Source organism: Sporosarcina sp. P32b (genome assembly GCF_002743335.1).
Classification (GTDB): domain Bacteria; phylum Bacillota; class Bacilli; order Bacillales_A; family Planococcaceae; genus Sporosarcina.
Genome location: NZ_PDZB01000030.1, coordinates 1 through 16,534, shown reverse-complemented (window position 1 = coordinate 16,534; position 16,534 = coordinate 1). Strand labels below are relative to the sequence as shown.

The window sequence follows — 16,534 nt, the reverse complement described above, 5'->3', positions numbered from 1 at the left end:
TCTGGCATTTTGAGGAACCAAATATATATAGCCAATGCAGTTATAACGCCATATAATAATTTGATCTCGATAAATATCATTACAAATAGATAGCTTAGAAGGAAAGTCAATATCCCACCCAAAACAGAACTAATTGTTTTTGGTAACAAAAATTTATAACTTAGTTTATAAAAAATAAAGCCACCAACTGAACTCACAAAAATTGATAACACCAATATGTAAAAAAAACTTAAAAACATTCTATCACTATCCTTATAAAAATAATTTAGCCTGTTTGAAGGGCAACCCGAATTCATTCATTGCACTCGATAACGTAATTAACCACCCTTTTGCCATTTGTAAAAAGATATAGAAAAAGTGCTAATGAACAATATCAGAAAAGAAACACCCAAAAGGAGTGGTATAAATGTGAATGCATGTATAGTGCTACCCTCAGTAGTCCAACTTGATGCCCCCGCAGGTCGTGAGAACGTGGTTGCCATCCCTTCTCCATTAGCTCCAAATATTAAAAACACGACACCCAAAAATAAAAAAGCTATAGGTATTCCAAACAACTCTGTCATTATATGTTTAATTTTAATCTCTCCAGTACTTAAGAATTTGTCCCGTTTGATGCGTAATGGTTGTTCAGGTAACGCCCCGTTGACGAAATAGAATACATCATTAGTAAGACATTTTCTTATATTGGTATCTTAGAAATTCTAGAGTATAGAAATTTATAAGTGTTAGCACTGGAATAAAAAATGCGAATACTAGTACTCCCAAACTACTAAAGACACCATCTGTTTGTTTATGAAAAGCTTGTACATCAAATTTACAAAAAAGGACGGTCGCTATTAGTAAGATCACAGTATTTATAACCCATGCTGTTAAAACACTCAGCCACTTATTACTTTTTAGTTTAAATATCCATCTACCAGTTATGGTGGAGACTAGCAGAGTAACAAGCAATGTAACTAGTATTATTGTATTCAAGATATATCCTCCCATAACTTACTAATCTGGACCAATTACCGAAAACAAGTGCAATCCTTCATCGAGAATTCCCCCCAGTTACTAGTAAAACCATAATTCAGCCCATTGCTGTTAGTAAAACTGCAATTGTATTAAATATGCCATGAATAATTATTGCCGGAATAATAGAACCTGTCTTTTCATAGGTCCAAGCAAATACAACACCAGTGATAAAATTTACAGGCATCGCATTTAACGTTGGAAAATGAGCAGCCGTAAAGATCAGTGAGCTGAACACAATCCCCCACCCCATTCCAAGTCTGACTCTTAGCCAACGATAAATAAACCCTCGATAAAAAATCTCCTCGTATATAGGCGATATGATACCAGCGGAAACAAAGGCTATAAGAACCGTAATTACGTTTACATTTTGTTGCAGGCTCTCCGTTTTACTGTTATCTACATCATTTCCGACCAGGCTAGTTAAAAGTACGACAGCCACACTTAACACAATGGTTATGAATAGCCACATTAGAATCCTCCACCAATACGATGCAGGAAACCCTTTTACTCCAACATCTCTCCATGACAAATTTTGTGGTTTCAACGCAATAAAATATAAACCTAACATGAGCACAACTGCAATTGTTAATCCAGTCACCGTTCCTGAGTATAGTGTATGATCAAACCAGAATTGATATAGTGACTGCATACCATATTTAACAGCTACCATGACGAATACAAATTCGAGTAATAATAGCAAAATAAATTCCTTCCATGTCCATGCATCATTTTGTTTCCACTCTGGTGTATTCATAACCTAATTCCCCTTAAACAGCTTGTTTTTCTTAATACACGGTCCTGGCACTCTTGCGGATCTGTGAATCTACACTTATTTTTCTACTAGTATAACAGAATTTCCCAAAAAACATCTTACATAAATCAAATAATTCCATTTTATCCAGTTCGACCTGGCGTTCTAATCCGATATTCATTTCATTAAAAAAATCCCGCAGGAGACAATGCCGTCTCCTGCGGGATTACTTTAAATTACGCTTCTACTGTTTGTTTTTCAAGTGATTCATTATACATTTCCGTATCAAGTTCACCCGTCACGCGGGCTGTTGTGACACCCGCTGTCATCGAACCACTGACGTTTACCGCAGTACGGCCCATGTCAATCAATGGTTCAACCGAAATCAATAACCCTGCGAGTGCAACAGGAAGATTTAATGCCGACAATACTAGAATTGCGGCAAATGTCGCGCCTCCCCCAACACCCGCTACACCAAATGAGCTAACCGCAACGACCGCGATTAATGTTACTAAAAATGTTGGGTCCAGTGGATTTATACCAACCGATGGAGCAATCATGACAGCGAGCATCGCTGGGTAAATCCCTGCACAACCATTTTGCCCGATCGATAAACCAAATGATCCAGAAAAGTTTGCGATTCCTTCAGGTACGCCTAAACGGTTGGTTTGTGCATGAATCGTTAACGGTAATGTGCCCGCACTTGAGCGTGATGTAAAAGCAAATATCAACGCTTCTCCTGCTTTTTTCACATACGTCACTGGATTTAATCCCGATAATGTAATAATGAGCAAATGAATGCCGAACATCACTAGTAAGGCGACATACGAAGCAAGGACAAACTTCCCGAGACTGTAAATCGCCATAAAGTCAGACGTCGCTACAGTTCGCGCGATGATCGCTAAAATACCATATGGCGTCAAACGAAGAACGATTCTTACAACACCCATGATCAATGCGTAAATCGCGTCAATTCCTTTTTTCACCGTGACCGCATTTTCTTCATCTCTTCTTGTAATCGCTAAGTAAGCAAACCCAAGGAATGCTGCAAAAATAACGACGCCAATTGTTGAAGTTGGACGCGCCCCTGTGAAGTCCAGGAAAGGATTAGCAGGTAATAAATCAATTAGTTTTTCAGGTAATGAAAGATCAGCTACAGTTTCGTAGTTTTCTTCCATAGAAAGCCCACGTGCTGCTTCTGCTTCTCCTTGTACAATTTCAGAAGCGTCCAGTCCAAATAGAAGTGTGACTGAAATCCCCACAATCGCGGCAATCGCAGTTGTACCTACGAGCATACCTAAAATCGTCCCCGCCATTTTGCCAAAGTTTTTTCCGATCGTCACTTTCGTAAAGGCTGCTAAGATGGAAATAAAAACAAGTGGCATAACAATCATTTGCAGTAATTTAACATAGCCACTGCCGATTAGGTTAAACCATGGCATCGACTGCTTGAGGATCTCAGATTCTGTACCATATGCAAAATGTAAAATAAGTCCGTAGCCAATCCCGAGCCCCAGCCCCGTAAAAACGCGTTTTGAAAACGAAACCTTTTTGCGATTCATTCTATATAATAGGCCGACTAGCAATAATAGGCCCGCAATGTTCACGATGAGTAAAAAAGTATTCATCATTCTGTCCCCCTCTGTCTTTATAGTATTGTAGACTTTGATATAGATTTTACTTTATCCCCTTAATCCCTATTCGTCAAGTATGTTTTAAAGGAAAGTTACTTTAGACAATCCTTTACGCTACTCACTTGCATCAATATCTCTACTAAAAAAGGGAATACCGACTAAGCTAACTAGAGTCGATATCCCCTTGGATATTTATACAATTGTCATGAATGTCTCTCTAATACGATTACTGAATCATATGCGCAATGTCTATAAAAACACCACCGATAAAAATATAGATTAGTGCTTAGAGCTATATAAATCTTAACCGCTTCAAATAAGAGATCCCTGGAGCGGCAAGATAAGGCATCATTATCGAGCCGTTTGAGAAGTTTAAATTCGTGAATCCGTCCTCTAGATGAAGCGGATGCACAGTCGTCTGTATCATATCCTAATTAAATTGCGTGAAGGAATCAGAATCGGCATAGTTACCGCTGCTTGACCGGAACCTGAATTGATGAAAAATTTTATGACGTTTTGAAAAGTGTAGCTACTTAACACTTTAATAGAATCACGCATGAACATGATGAGATATGACATCCCAAAGATTAAAGAGTCAATGATAGTACCATCGTATCCCTTTCTGATGCGTTACGTTAACCACGATGAATCGTATCGTTCAACTTCGTTCGATACTTGTTAGTCCAAGTGTTTGCATCCTTCACTAATTCATCGCAGAAATCGGCTACATTTTCTCCAGTGAGTTCAGTGACTTTCCTTCCTTGCGCTGCCCCTTCTTCGAAGAGATCAAGAATGCTACCAAAAATACGGCTGATATCTTTCCAGTCAGTCAGGCCACCACACGCCGATAGATATTTTTCAATTGCTTTGTAAGCGTTACGGTACTCACTCGGCAGGTCCTTCACACGCGCCTTCATGGCCTTCCATTCTCTCTTGTCGTCAAAACTACCAATAATTCTCTCGAAAATATTCATCCTCTATCTCCTTTTTAATTTAATTTAATTTTAGTTCGTTCATTTTATTCGAGACAAATTCCCACTTAGCCCAAAATAGTTTAAGTTGCTCTCGACCCGCCCCGTTGAGTGTGTAAAACTTTCTAGGGGGTCCCATATTGGATGGTTTTTTCTCGATGTTCACCAGGTTGTTTTTCTCAAGTCTCATAGTAATCGTATAAACCGTGCCTTCAACTACATCAGTAAAGCCAAGTTCACGAAGCTGTTGCGTAATTTCATAGCCGTAAGTTTCGCCACGGCTAATGAACTCAAGCACACACCCTTCAAGAACTCCTTTTAACATTTCGGTAATATTTTCCATCTCTACCTCCGCTTGTTCGGTTATTATTTCAGTACTCTGTAGTACTGGTATGCCGTATTACTAACTACCTTAATAGTAATGCACAATAGTGTATTCCGTCAAATGAATAACGTAATTCTCCTATTAATTATTTTGCTTCCCCCTTAACTCTTTGAACTTCACGATATCTTAATTGTTGAACGAACACTTGAAACTATTCCTTCTCACGATGAGCAGCCACGGTATTAAATCCATGAAAAAATCCCACCAATTATTGATCTGGCGGGATTTCTTCATGTACTTTATATATTTTATTAATGAAGCGTCTAACTCATTGACTAAAACAGGACACCTATAGCGCTTACCTGGTGAAAAATGGTGCTGATCCTGGCGGTGCATTTCGTATCATATCCACTAGAGAGAAAACGTAACCGAACGCGACAATGAACAGCTTAATTGTAATCCAAACACTCCATCATTCTATCCACTTCAGTGTCTCACTTGCATGCTCTTCACCTCGTGCAATAAGGAATTCTGTATTTCCTTCTTGCAAGAAGAACATTAGGTTGAAGACGAAATAGACAATCTGCACGCGACCTATAGTTACTAACGTTCCTCCAACTGCTAATGAACAACTAAGTGACAAAAATAAGCCTTATGTTACAATCGCACCCATAGGTCGGATAGTGGTTTGAACCCGTTGATCTAATACGTTGGTGAATAAATTCTATCTGTATCGGTATCAATAACAAAATCGACTTCCAACTTAACATCAAAAAAGATTTCCTCAAAGTTATGGAGCGTACAAAATATTGCAGGAAAATCCCTACTGTCATACGTTAATTCTTTTGCCTTTTTATACTTTTCTCTTAATTGTCGTTTGGTGCATTTCTTTCCTGAAACTAAAACTTGATGGTAATAACCGTCTATATTAATAATCAAAATAATCAGACTGATTGCTAGTCAGTTATATAGCTTAAATTTTTATCAACCATCTAATGACCCGATTATGATACGATTCTTATTCATTTAACCGAGCCCGTTTATTTAATAAGTTGTTAGTCCATCGTTAGCCAATAGTGTACCTAAATAAGATAGGCATGACCTATGGGAAAGAAGCCTTTCGGAAAAAAGATATTAAAATATCAGCTCATGTAATTCCCCATTAATAAACATATTTAAGCCGATCAATGAAAGTATAATGCCTACATAAAAAGGCCAAGGATTATCTTCTTTTTCTTTATCAAAAGTAAATATAGTCACTACACAAAAGGCCAATGTAATAACGGGAATAAAGCCGTACTGTGATCCAAAAGTAAAAGCAATTCCTCCGAGAATCATTCCTATTAGTCCATATGGATTTTGTGTTGGAATTCTGTCCAAGTATTCTTTTTCTTTATCCGAAAGACCTTCTCTATCTATGTCTTTCATTCTATTTAGGAATTTAATTACTTTTTTAAATGCCTTCATAAACCGATCCTGCTTTCCCGTTAATTCAACCTCTATCATTGAATAACCATTTTACACAATTTGGCCCGATTCAGGCACAATCCTTATCTCACAAACGCACCCTATTCTGGCATATCTGTTCTTGTTTAACTTTTTAACCACCAAGGTATTTTTAACGATATTTTTTCGAAACAACAAATTCAGTAATCGGCATGGTTATCCATGCAAGTCCAATTACAATAACAAGCGGGATATTCCTTATATCATTCATTGCAGTTACTCTTTCTGAAATAGCTAAAACGATGATCATCAATAAGATTAATAAATAATAGCTTATTTTTGAACTTACAAGCGTTATGTGTTTTTCTAACTCGTCTTTTTTGCTTTCATGTTTTCCATCCACTTCTCCCCATGTAATGGATTGAAATAAAAACCCGATTCCTAAAAAAACATAAAAGAGTGTAGCGGCATTAATCACTTCTTTTGTGATCCATTCAAATATCCCATAACCACCAACAGCAATAATAATAACCAAAGAACCGATTACACTGACCTTTTTTATAACCGTCACTTTTTCCCCTCCATTTCGTGCCTAAAAATAAATACCTGCTCGACAGGAACACCGAAAATGTGTGATAACGTAAATGCCAATTCCAGACTGGGGTCATATTTATTATTTTCAATGGCATTGATTGTCTGTCTTGTCACGTTACACAGTTCAGCTAATTTTCCTTGTGATAGGCTATTCTTTTCCCTGTACTCCTTGATTTTATTTTCCATTCAGATACCACTCCACTTCTGCGGTGTAAAAGATGTTTTACACCTATATGATAAAATAAGGTGAACGGGATGTCAAATACCTTTTACACCTCGTTCACCTTATTTGTCATCATTATGTTTTTCTGTCTCATTCGGCTTATCAAACTAAATGGTCCGTTAATGCATAAAACGTGTGCTACAATAGCGCCCTTTTGTTTAATAAATTAAACCATTGAAAATCCCGAAAAGATAAATGCAACAACAAGAATAGATTTTATATATCCACTGTATTTCGGAGTTCCGTACTTTTTTTCGAAAGAGGCAACATAGTCAATAAGTAAAGTTAATCCAACTATTAATATAACAAACCCTATTTTATCCTCTTGAACAATTAATGCCCGCAGAGCCATAAAACCAATCAAGAAATATCCTAAATAACCTAATGAGAATCGTATAGAATTCTTCATATCTTCACTCCTTTTTCGTTAAATGGCCCGTTAATAGCATGAAATTTGTACAACAATCGCGCCCGATTCTTTAATAAATTCCATCAATCCATCTCGTTATTTTTACTGAAGCCAAGTTTATAAAAAATCTTTCCGCTCTTGAGCAAATATAAACCTAATAATAAATTAATGACCGTTGTAACAAGGTTCAGTAAAACAAAGTTGATTTGATCGCTTGTTCCTATTACTTTGGCTGATGAAATAAATAATACGTTAGATAAAAGTTGAAATGCCGTTGGAATGGAAATGATGATTAAAACCAAACCTGCCAGTTTCATGAACAAAATAAACAATAGACTATTACTCTCTTCGTTCTTTTCATTCCAGCTACGAAATGCGAATTGAATTAGGGCTTCTCCACTTTTAACCAAATAAACTCCAATAGACAAAAGCACTATCGGATAGACCACTTGAAATAATAGTGAAACACGATAGTTACTTAAATCGTTAGCCTGCATCATATCCGACTGATTATAAACAGAGTAAAATTGAATGATTACTGGAGCAACCTGAGTAAAACTCCAAATTATTGTTAGCACACCGATTATTTTCAAACCGGCTATAAAGAAATTTTTAGGTTGAACCACTTGGCAAACCTCCCTGATTCATTTATTTGGCCCGATTACTGAAAACGGGTACAGTTCTTCTTATAGTGATAGGTAAGCCTTTGAAGTTATCGCCAGCTTTTCCCCCACTTCACACCGTACGTGAAACTTTCACTTCATACGGCGTTCCAACTAATCCAATTCGATTCAATCATCAACACATTCTGTGTTTCAACTCTCCCGTTTCAATAAGTCGGTGCCTTCCGTAGAAGGTGAACCTCTATTAGTCTTACAAGAACCTTATTAACTGATAAAGATTTGTCTAACATGATTGAATGAATCTTTTACTAGTCTAGTGGCTATCCCTCCACGTTCATTACACGCTTCAACGGTACTGTGCCACCACTTTCACTGATATGAAGAAAAGTTATACAGTCGCTACTCTCAAAACTATTTTCCTTTTCAACGTTTCACTGGGAGTAAGCCCTCCACGTTATCAGCTTACAACGTTGAATTATATCTATTATAGAACAAACTTAGGTGCTTCCTATGAGCCTGTTAGCATTGCATGTGCCTGTAACACAAGATGGACTTTCATATTCTCGATTCTTACTCATCCACAGCTAACCCTACATTGGGTAGTAAATACATTTCTATATAACGCGCGTCTAGACCCGTACATTCAGAAGCTCGTCAGCAATACAGTATGTTATTGTATTTACATTGCATTCTCACCATATCTGTTCAACCCAAGCATCATGGTTTACACCACCCCATCGGGTAGGCTTTCGTCAGCCAAACTGTTACGGTAAATTCTTACGCCTATTAGCCGAGCTTATAACACGCTTTTCCTTACTAACCATACGTGCTACTCGACGCAGGGGAAGCCTTTCAGAGCGTTACCTCCTGGTTCGACTTCTCGATATAACCCTTCAGTTTTAGGAAACCTAAAACCGCCTAACCTTTACCGAAATTGTGTGACCACATTTCATTTGATTTAGGAACATTTCGCACCTAGAAAAGCGCCCGTGTGAGGGAATCACCTACGTGGGGCTGTAAAACTTATTTCCCGGGAATAATGGTCTTTTTCTTTTCCTTTCTAAAAAGTTCCCACACCGCACACATACACATCAAAATCCCAAATATCGTAATAAAAACGACAGGAGATATGATTTTAACGAAGCTGAAACCTATCATCGCGCAGCCAACAATCAAATAATGATGGACTGCGTGTAAATGGTAGGTATCTTGCTCAGCATGCCAGGCACGGAAGTATCCTTGTAACAGTCCAAGAATAACCTGTAATAAAATGACCGCATAAGGAAGAATGTCAGACGAATTCTTTATAGCGCCTATTAATATATACACGATCCCCATCCCTGCATAAATGAACATGATATACGAATGGTCCTTATTTGTTCTTGATTGTGCGATTTGGTATCCCCAGGCAGCCGCGAAAGAAAATGTCGCAAAGAACCAGGCAAATAAAGTAAACGTCAAAGATACTTCTTTTAACCAAATAATATAATATGGGAAAATAACAACCTGCCCCACAGTGACCACTAGTGGTAAATAGCGCGTACTCTTATGATTCATGCTGCGTTCCCTCATTTTACATAATAGTCATAAAACATATTCTGGAATACGTTATTTGGATCTCTACGTAATTTTTCCTCCGCAAACTTCTCCCACTGAGGATAGGAGCGCCTGAACTGTTCCTTCGTCTGATAACGATAATAAGGTAAATAATACGTTCCACCATGGTCTAATGTCAGATGGGTCCAGTTTTGGATGACAGACGTCGCTTCTGTAATCTGCTCTTCCTTTAACCCATGCTGCATTAAAACAACCAAACCAAACATATCTTCTTTGGCATAGTTTAATGTAGTGAAACGATCCGCAGCGGCATATCGAATCGTTATATTATGGATTTTAAAATCATCATTTTTATCATTGGCCGGGATTATATTCTTCAACTCGTTCATATAGGCTTCAAATCTATGAACCGGAATAAAAAATTCCTGCAACACTTCCACACGACCCGGCTTCGTATATTCCATGAACGTAGATTCCGAACGCATCGCATTATTTCGGGTAATCTCTTTCCCATCAATAGAAGCAATGTAACGCTTTTGTGTCCCCCAAAACAGATTTTCTAAAGCGCCCCCATGCCGTCCAATATCAAGTGCTAACTTAGTTAAACGAACACTTTGCTCTTTTTTTAGCGCCGTCGTATAATCTCGTTTTTCTGTCTGTTTGTAATTGATCACATACATTTCATCTAAAAAAGAATTGGGTGCTACACTCACTCTGGCATAGTGCATGGCCATATGTTGATCATTCAATAACTGGTCGAAATAGGAGGCATACGAGCCTATTTTCAATTTCTCTGTTTGAATCGTATATAGATGGTTTTCCGTTACTTCCACTGTCACATCTACTATCACGCCAAATAATCCATAGCCACCAAATATGTACTTCATCCATTCATCCGGATCCTCTCGGGTCACGGTCTTGATGTCACCTTCAGGGGTAATGATTGTCATAGCCTTTACCGTTTCTGCCATCGAACCAAAGCGGATATCTCGCCCATGTGCATTTACAGATAGTGAACCACCAATTGTAAAAATTGATTGCGATTGCGTCACTTTCAAAGCCAGTCCAACAGGTTGTATGGCCTCCTGCACATCTTCCCAAGTGGCACCTGCTTCGACACGAACCGTTTTTTGCTGTTCATCTATTTCCAAAATACGATTGAATGTCCGCATATCTAGAACGACTCCGTTTTTGTAATACGTGTGGCCACCTTGTGAGTGCTGCAATCCGGCAATTGCAATTTGTTGCCCATTCACGTTCGCTCGTTTCACAATCCTTTGCAAATCACTTCGGTTTTCCGCTTTTACTACTCTTTCAATACGTTCAGGCAGTAGCCCCGTGTAATCTGTGACTAAACCGCTTTGAGAGAGCCCATATTTCCTCTTCTCAATCGGAATGTTCCATAAGATAACGGATACAAAAATAACAACTAGACTTCCAAGGAACCAGGGTTTCTTTACTAAGAGTGCTATCGTTTGCATGTGATCTCCTTATCTAGTCAGAATTTTAATCTAACATTCAGGCATTAATAGTCCCAGATTATGAAGTGCCAGTTTAAGTCGGAATTACCTGTACTTATTCACAGTTTGTTTTTGATATTACTATTCAACAATCAATATTTTGTTATCTTTGATTGTGAAGTTTCCGTACTTTCTAGATAGAACCACTGTTTTAACTGCATTCTTCCCATTTGCAAACACTAATAAAAATCGATCTTCAAGTACATCGATGCCTCCATTGTCGCCTTTAAATCGGATATCCATCGAATCCTCAATTATTTCATTTGTTGAATAAGGACCAAATACCTCAACGGCATCCCATTCAAAATCCGTCATTGTGGTTAAATCCATTTGCTTTTCCTCTTGCTCTAAAATAGAATGTATCTCCTTACCTAAAATCGTATCCTGGCTTGCCCTATTCCCCAAAAAAATAGCACTTAAAATGATAAGAGTAATAATTAATACTATCAAAGCTATTTTACGCATCTCGTTGCTCCCTTTTTTCTCCTGCTTTCTATGCGTGCAATATCATCTACTTCATTTATTTAACGGAACTATCCATCTATCTTTAAAAATCCAAGTGGTTCATTTGATAGGTACCTCTAATTCATGAATTGCATCCAAGTAGATTAATTGGCCCGCTTGAAGCACAAATCTTATTAATGAAATGTTCCCGAACAGAGTAATTTTCTATCCTATTCACATTTTTTTGGGGGGCGTTCATTTACTATATATGGAATTATAATGAAGTTATATATCAGCCCCGTTGAAATCGCTAACATCAAAACCTCTTTTTCTATCAAAACATTATTTGCTATAAAATTATATGGAATATAGATTGCCAAAAATATGATTACATAAAAAAAGCTTGCTTTAATTCGTTGTTTAAAGATTTCCACTACTCATACACCTTCTGCTCCATTTATATAAAAGAAATTCTTTAACCTGGCCGATTGCTTCGTACTCTCACTTGTGAGATACATCATAAAAAACGGTGGTATAGTGATTAAAACTTGCTCGAAAATCTCCACGTACAGTACCTAACATCCTTTGCAAATCGCTTCTGGAAAAATACTTTCCGTTTCTTATCATTCTAACACTATCTTCCAATTTAAGGAGTGCGTTTATGCTATCCACCAGGTATACTCTTTCTTCTCTGGAATAATCTCCTTCAGAAACAAGGCTTAACAGGGTATTTCTTGCCTGTTGTACATCGAGAAGTATTTGATCCAGTTGATCTTTATCAATTGTTTTGGATTCGGTCCCAAGCAACCATTGTTGTTCAAAAGTCGGAAGAATATATTGAGTTCGATATACCGTAGGATTGTGATTTTCACTTTTTACATCCTTATCTAGATCTTTCTCATAGGCGGCTTTAAACTGACCAACCTCTTCTTCGTAGGTTTTACCATTATGCGTTTCCGAACTAGGATGATAGGTAAAACTTTGATGGATGCTAAAAGGTGATAATGGATAATACCAAGATATGAAAGCTATACCAAGTACAATAAATACTCCGAAACCTATCCCCCATACCTTCCTTTTACGTTTTGTATTCATATAAATCCCCTTTATCTTCACACTATTGCACTTGTTTATTCAGATGGTTATAGTATATTTCGTCCTGACCGCAGCATGGATCGTATTCGTTTATCAAAGCCGTTTACCACCTATTCGTTTCAATGTTATTTAAATTTCTTTAATCCATATTTTCCAATCAGAGATCCCTTCGATCTCAAACACATGTAAATCCTCAGGGACGGGTACATTGCTTTTGATATACCCCAATTCATAATCCAAAGGAAGTCCAAATTCGTCACGTAGAAGCAGAGTTTGAATGTCATCACTTTCCTTAAAGGGGCCATTCATTTGAACGATTCCTTTAGCTACCCATTGACCGTCCACTTTATGAACGTCAGCTACCCAAATATCCTGATCATTCATTACACCCCTAAAAATAAGTAACTCCAATTCTTCGCTAACTTTATATGAACCATACACATGTATTTCTCTTTCTTCGTTCCCACTCTCTATTGATTTTAAAGCATCTTCCGGACTGTTAACGACGCTTTGACTACTTTTAGTACACCCTGTAAGTAAAAGACCAAGTGATAGAACTATCATGATAAATTTGGATTTCATTTTTTCATCCTTTCCAAATAGTAAAATTTTGGTTTCCACCTCTTGAAATTTAGACGAATCAGCTCTTGCTTTCGTTTCACTCTTCCAAAACTTTTCCTGTAGCTGAAAAAGGGGCAATCCTCGTTAAAGAATTGCCCCTGTTCATGAAATCAACTTAATCATTAGCGAGATATTTTATACATTCTAGAGTATAGAACACAGACTCATTACTAAAGAATTTAAAGCTACTAAAAAACGAATTCTTCTAGAAATAAATATCCGAGAATTCGTATCTCACTCTCTCCGCCCTATCCATCTCACTATTTAGCTCATATACACTTCCGTTATAGGTAGAATTCTCGATGGGTAGCTCAACAATAAATGTACTGCCCGCACCGAAAACACTTTCAACATGCAGTGTGCCGCCATGTAGTTCAGCTAAAGATTTTGCTAAAGGTAAACCAAGTCCTGTGCCTTCAGATAGACGATTGAAATTCTGATTTAATTGGATGAACTTTTTAAAGATTTCCTGTAAATCTTTTTCCTCGATCCCGATTCCTTCGTCAATGACGGAGATCCTGACAGTATGGTGGTCGGTTACTGCCAATTTCACTAGTATCTGTTTACCTATTGCAGAAAATTTAATTGCATTTGAAATTAGGTTGAGTAGAATCCTGTCGAATTTATAGACATCCAATGCCATAATTACCTCCTCCACATCGGGGTCAAACAGGAGTTGAATATCTTGAGACTTCGTATAGTCTGAAACCGATTCTACAATCTCGTCAATAATCTCTACTATATTATGATTGTATGTGACCAATTCATACACTTCCGATTCCAACTTGGAAATGTCCAAAATATTATTCACCAATTTTATGAGTCGATAATAATTTTGTATCGTCGCCTTATTGATATTGAGTATTTCTTCCCTATATTCTTCGAGAGAATCATTTTCCAAATACAAGTTCAATAATTGTGCGCTACTGAATATGACACTTAACGGTGTTTTTAGTTCATGAGATATATTAATGAAGATTTCTTCTTGCATTGTGAGTAGTTTCTCCATGTTTTCTTTTGCGATTTCCTCATCTGAAATATCAAACCCTATCGCGACAATCTTCTCTACTATATTGTCACAAGTATATATAGGATGGAATATGGTTTTTGTGTACTTCACCACTCCACCTAACATGGCTTGATGTTTGTGTACAAAAGGACTTTTAGTTTCTATAGAAGTCTGAATTCCATTTTTCACGCCTTGTAAATTATCTACTCTATAGAAATCAAAAAGAGATCTCCCGATTATATCTAGTTCTGTGGAGATATTTTTTCGTTGTTTCTTTAAAAATTGAAATGTATGTTGATTAATATAATTGATTTTATAGTCACCCGGAGAAAAGGACATATAAAAAATTGGAGACACGTCCATGTTCTCTCGTAGCGCTTGATATTCCGCGACTTTATGATTAAGCTCTATATCTTTGTAAATCAGAATACCGCCGTCTATATTCCCTTGCTTGTCATAAAGGGGTAGGCCCTCACATGAATAATACGTCGTAGGCCATTCGCTCGTTTCAATAATTTTATGATTGCTTAACCTTTCACCACGTAATACTCGCTGTTCAGGGGTATTTTCAAACAGTATCCTTTCCCCATTTTCATCATTTAATTCACGCGCCACACATATTACTTTACTCGAAATCGATTGTATATTCATGTTATACGACGGTAGATATCGTGATAGGAAGTCTTTACCCGTATTGTTTACATATACGTAGTTTCCGTCCTTATCCAAAATATTAATCGCATCTGACATATTACCCAGAACCAGTTCCACATCTGCATGCTGTTTTTCGGAACACTTTCTGATATTGGCCCTCTCCGTTACATCATAAAAGGAAATGACGGTAAATTGGCGATCCCGTTCTCCGTTAATCATTTTTATATTGATATCCCAATACGTCGTCATTCCCCCATCCCCGACAACCTCTACTTCAAATTCATGAAGGGACACGCCCTTAGAAAGTACATCCATGATGGCGGCTGGAAATTCAGCGTGATTACCTAATACGTTGTCGGAATTACTATTCATCGACGATAAGACATCTATATAGTTCTCATCATGCTGCAGAAGAATTCCTTCGGGATAGCTAAAAATCGCGACAGAACCATTTTTATTGGCTGCCTCGCTACCGAAATTATCTAACGTGAAATACAATGAAGGACTTTCCAAGTTCTCGAAATAATATAATTCAACACCAGAATCCAGCGTACTAACGCTTATTGCCACTTCTTTCGGCAATAAATCATGTGTATAAATATAGCCACGTGCTACATCTTCAATAGCTTGGATGGATAGTTGATGTTCTGATTTTAGTAATACTCCTAAATCTATAAGGGATAATCCGACGAAGTCCCTTTCCTCGTATCCAGTTAACTCCAGGAATCCATCACTTACGTTAGAGATTTCATTGTTTTTAACATATATATGAGGAATACTCTTTTTTCTTTGTATATTGTTCATCATAAGCACCCCATTTCCCTTTAAATATATCATTACTTTCATTCCATTGTCTTCTGGTAACACAATCTTCTGTTAATATTCTAGTGGAGTGCTTCCATTTCACCAATCCTTGACGTATTTGTGTTAAAATAGAAGAGAAGATTCAACACAGAGTACAGTCACACATTCTATTTCCCCAAAGAGTAAAAGCGTATTTTATTTTAAAGGAGGAATTAAAAATGGCTAAAGACGACAGAAAAGAAATTATGAAGACAAACGAAATGCGCACGAGAGAGATTTCCGAAATGATCGGTGAAGGCGGGATGGGCGCGGATAAGTATTATGATATTAAAAAAGTGCCGCCAGCAGAAAAAGTCATCGAAGTACCCGAAGGCAAATCAACGAAGAATAATTAACAGGTAGACACACCTGCAAATGTACACATTTATCCTGAAAAATACATTTTAATAAAAGGTGGAGACGAACATGACTAAAGACGACCGTAAAAGAATTGTTAAAGAACATGAAATGCGCACGAAAGGTATTTCAAGAATGATTGATGAAGGTGGAGTAGGTGCAGACAAGTACTACGACATCGAGAAAGATGGACTTAAGGGAGAATATGTTCCGATAGACGATCAAGTGAAAAAAGACAACGATAAATAACATCCTCAACACGCCACTTTCCAGTACCGGAAAGTGGCGTGTTTTACTCTGCGCATGAAAAAAAGACCCCCGCAAAAAAACGGAAGTCTCTCATTCTTACAATATATACTTATCAATCTTCAATACCAATTCTGCGATTTCCGGCTTACTGACTTGATCGTCCGCTCCGACACTGTCCCCTTTATGCTTCAG

The 16,534-nt window shown here is 37.4% G+C and carries 19 protein-coding genes and 1 pseudogene; 2 read left to right on the top strand and 18 right to left on the bottom strand.

What is annotated here, in order from left to right; all coding sequences use genetic code 11:
* Positions 1 to 1,072 precede the first annotated feature (1,072 nt).
* The 17 genes from CSV64_RS15020 to CSV64_RS14940 form a co-directional block, all read right to left on the bottom strand.
* Positions 1,073 to 1,771: a CPBP family intramembrane glutamic endopeptidase gene (locus CSV64_RS15020; protein ID WP_099635390.1), complete on the bottom strand. Its 699-nt coding sequence runs from the start codon at positions 1,769 to 1,771 to the stop codon at positions 1,073 to 1,075.
* A gap of 233 nt (positions 1,772 to 2,004) precedes the next feature.
* Positions 2,005 to 3,396 carry an L-cystine transporter gene (locus tag CSV64_RS15015; protein WP_099635391.1) on the bottom strand — a complete coding sequence of 464 codons (1,392 nt, stop codon included), beginning with the start codon at positions 3,394 to 3,396 and terminating at the stop codon, positions 2,005 to 2,007.
* A gap of 429 nt (positions 3,397 to 3,825) precedes the next feature.
* Positions 3,826 to 4,002 carry a hypothetical protein gene (locus tag CSV64_RS17115; RefSeq protein WP_369824193.1) on the bottom strand — a complete coding sequence of 59 codons (177 nt, stop codon included), beginning with the start codon at positions 4,000 to 4,002 and terminating at the stop codon, positions 3,826 to 3,828.
* Positions 4,003 to 4,037: 35 nt separating this feature from the next.
* Positions 4,038 to 4,376 carry a DUF1048 domain-containing protein gene (locus CSV64_RS15010; RefSeq protein WP_099635392.1) on the bottom strand — a complete coding sequence of 113 codons (339 nt, stop codon included), beginning with the start codon at positions 4,374 to 4,376 and terminating at the stop codon, positions 4,038 to 4,040.
* Positions 4,377 to 4,395: 19 nt separating this feature from the next.
* Positions 4,396 to 4,716, bottom strand: coding sequence for a PadR family transcriptional regulator (locus tag CSV64_RS15005; protein WP_099635393.1), 321 nt, complete (start codon positions 4,714 to 4,716; stop codon positions 4,396 to 4,398).
* 454 nt (positions 4,717 to 5,170) lie between these two features.
* Complete coding sequence (locus CSV64_RS16705; protein WP_158233058.1) at positions 5,171 to 5,341, bottom strand: hypothetical protein; 171 nt, start codon at positions 5,339 to 5,341, stop codon at positions 5,171 to 5,173.
* Between the two features lie 491 nt (positions 5,342 to 5,832).
* Positions 5,833 to 6,165 (bottom strand): cell division protein FtsK, encoded by a 333-nt coding sequence (locus CSV64_RS14995; protein ID WP_099635407.1) that lies wholly within the window; start codon positions 6,163 to 6,165, stop codon positions 5,833 to 5,835.
* Positions 6,166 to 6,316: 151 nt separating this feature from the next.
* Positions 6,317 to 6,715, bottom strand: a complete 399-nt coding sequence (locus CSV64_RS14990; RefSeq protein WP_099635395.1) for a hypothetical protein — start codon at positions 6,713 to 6,715, stop codon at positions 6,317 to 6,319.
* Positions 6,712 to 6,924, bottom strand: a complete 213-nt coding sequence (locus CSV64_RS14985; protein ID WP_099635396.1) for a helix-turn-helix transcriptional regulator — start codon at positions 6,922 to 6,924, stop codon at positions 6,712 to 6,714. Before CSV64_RS14985 ends, CSV64_RS14990 begins: the two co-directional genes overlap by 4 nt.
* Before the next feature lie 203 nt (positions 6,925 to 7,127).
* Complete coding sequence (locus CSV64_RS14980) at positions 7,128 to 7,370, bottom strand: hypothetical protein (RefSeq protein ID WP_099635397.1); 243 nt, start codon at positions 7,368 to 7,370, stop codon at positions 7,128 to 7,130.
* 83 nt (positions 7,371 to 7,453) lie between these two features.
* Positions 7,454 to 7,996, bottom strand: a complete 543-nt coding sequence (locus CSV64_RS14975) for a hypothetical protein (protein WP_099635398.1) — start codon at positions 7,994 to 7,996, stop codon at positions 7,454 to 7,456.
* Between the two features lie 1,020 nt (positions 7,997 to 9,016).
* Complete coding sequence (locus tag CSV64_RS14970) at positions 9,017 to 9,550, bottom strand: hypothetical protein (protein ID WP_099635399.1); 534 nt, start codon at positions 9,548 to 9,550, stop codon at positions 9,017 to 9,019.
* An 11-nt stretch (positions 9,551 to 9,561) separates the two neighbouring features.
* Entirely contained in the window at positions 9,562 to 11,031 is a 1,470-nt protein-coding gene (locus CSV64_RS14965) for an FAD-binding oxidoreductase (protein WP_233190490.1), read from the bottom strand.
* A gap of 120 nt (positions 11,032 to 11,151) precedes the next feature.
* A complete protein-coding gene (locus CSV64_RS14960) occupies positions 11,152 to 11,535 on the bottom strand; it encodes a hypothetical protein (RefSeq protein WP_099635400.1) in 384 nt (127 codons plus the stop codon).
* 480 nt (positions 11,536 to 12,015) lie between these two features.
* Positions 12,016 to 12,609, bottom strand: coding sequence for a hypothetical protein (locus tag CSV64_RS14950; RefSeq protein WP_099635402.1), 594 nt, complete (start codon positions 12,607 to 12,609; stop codon positions 12,016 to 12,018).
* 129 nt (positions 12,610 to 12,738) lie between these two features.
* Positions 12,739 to 13,308, bottom strand: coding sequence for a hypothetical protein (locus CSV64_RS14945; protein WP_099635403.1), 570 nt, complete (start codon positions 13,306 to 13,308; stop codon positions 12,739 to 12,741).
* Positions 13,309 to 13,435: 127 nt separating this feature from the next.
* Positions 13,436 to 15,697 (bottom strand): sensor histidine kinase, encoded by a 2,262-nt coding sequence (locus CSV64_RS14940; RefSeq protein WP_158233059.1) that lies wholly within the window; start codon positions 15,695 to 15,697, stop codon positions 13,436 to 13,438.
* 218 nt (positions 15,698 to 15,915) lie between these two features.
* Here CSV64_RS14940 and CSV64_RS16695 point away from each other — a divergent pair, with 218 nt between their 5' ends.
* Both CSV64_RS16695 and CSV64_RS14935 read left to right on the top strand, forming a co-directional pair.
* Positions 15,916 to 16,092 carry a hypothetical protein gene (locus CSV64_RS16695; RefSeq protein WP_158232237.1) on the top strand — a complete coding sequence of 59 codons (177 nt, stop codon included), beginning with the start codon at positions 15,916 to 15,918 and terminating at the stop codon, positions 16,090 to 16,092.
* Positions 16,093 to 16,162: 70 nt separating this feature from the next.
* Positions 16,163 to 16,342, top strand: a complete 180-nt coding sequence (locus tag CSV64_RS14935) for a hypothetical protein (protein ID WP_099635405.1) — start codon at positions 16,163 to 16,165, stop codon at positions 16,340 to 16,342.
* Between the two features lie 96 nt (positions 16,343 to 16,438).
* On the opposite strand, the pseudogene CSV64_RS14930 reads toward CSV64_RS14935, so the two are convergent.
* Positions 16,439 to 16,534, bottom strand: a pseudogene (locus tag CSV64_RS14930) (chemotaxis protein CheV); the annotation flags it as partial.

What these genes read in the sequence shown, in the direction of transcription:
- CSV64_RS14935 (WP_099635405.1), top strand. Translation starts at nt 16,163, where the DNA reads ATGACTAAAGACGACCGTAAAAGAATTGTTAAAGAACATGAAATGCGC.
- CSV64_RS14940 (WP_158233059.1), bottom strand. Translation starts at nt 15,697, where the DNA reads ATGAACAATATACAAAGAAAAAAGAGTATTCCTCATATATATGTTAAA.
- CSV64_RS14995 (WP_099635407.1), bottom strand. Translation starts at nt 6,165, where the DNA reads ATGAAGGCATTTAAAAAAGTAATTAAATTCCTAAATAGAATGAAAGAC.
- CSV64_RS14950 (WP_099635402.1), bottom strand. Translation starts at nt 12,609, where the DNA reads ATGAATACAAAACGTAAAAGGAAGGTATGGGGGATAGGTTTCGGAGTA.
- CSV64_RS14980 (WP_099635397.1), bottom strand. Translation starts at nt 7,370, where the DNA reads ATGAAGAATTCTATACGATTCTCATTAGGTTATTTAGGATATTTCTTG.
- CSV64_RS14985 (WP_099635396.1), bottom strand. Translation starts at nt 6,924, where the DNA reads ATGGAAAATAAAATCAAGGAGTACAGGGAAAAGAATAGCCTATCACAA.
- CSV64_RS16695 (WP_158232237.1), top strand. Translation starts at nt 15,916, where the DNA reads ATGGCTAAAGACGACAGAAAAGAAATTATGAAGACAAACGAAATGCGC.
- CSV64_RS15005 (WP_099635393.1), bottom strand. Translation starts at nt 4,716, where the DNA reads ATGGAAAATATTACCGAAATGTTAAAAGGAGTTCTTGAAGGGTGTGTG.
- CSV64_RS15010 (WP_099635392.1), bottom strand. Translation starts at nt 4,376, where the DNA reads ATGAATATTTTCGAGAGAATTATTGGTAGTTTTGACGACAAGAGAGAA.
- CSV64_RS14965 (WP_233190490.1), bottom strand. Translation starts at nt 11,031, where the DNA reads ATGCAAACGATAGCACTCTTAGTAAAGAAACCCTGGTTCCTTGGAAGT.
- CSV64_RS14970 (WP_099635399.1), bottom strand. Translation starts at nt 9,550, where the DNA reads ATGAATCATAAGAGTACGCGCTATTTACCACTAGTGGTCACTGTGGGG.
- CSV64_RS15020 (WP_099635390.1), bottom strand. Translation starts at nt 1,771, where the DNA reads ATGAATACACCAGAGTGGAAACAAAATGATGCATGGACATGGAAGGAA.
- CSV64_RS14960 (WP_099635400.1), bottom strand. Translation starts at nt 11,535, where the DNA reads ATGCGTAAAATAGCTTTGATAGTATTAATTATTACTCTTATCATTTTA.
- CSV64_RS15015 (WP_099635391.1), bottom strand. Translation starts at nt 3,396, where the DNA reads ATGAATACTTTTTTACTCATCGTGAACATTGCGGGCCTATTATTGCTA.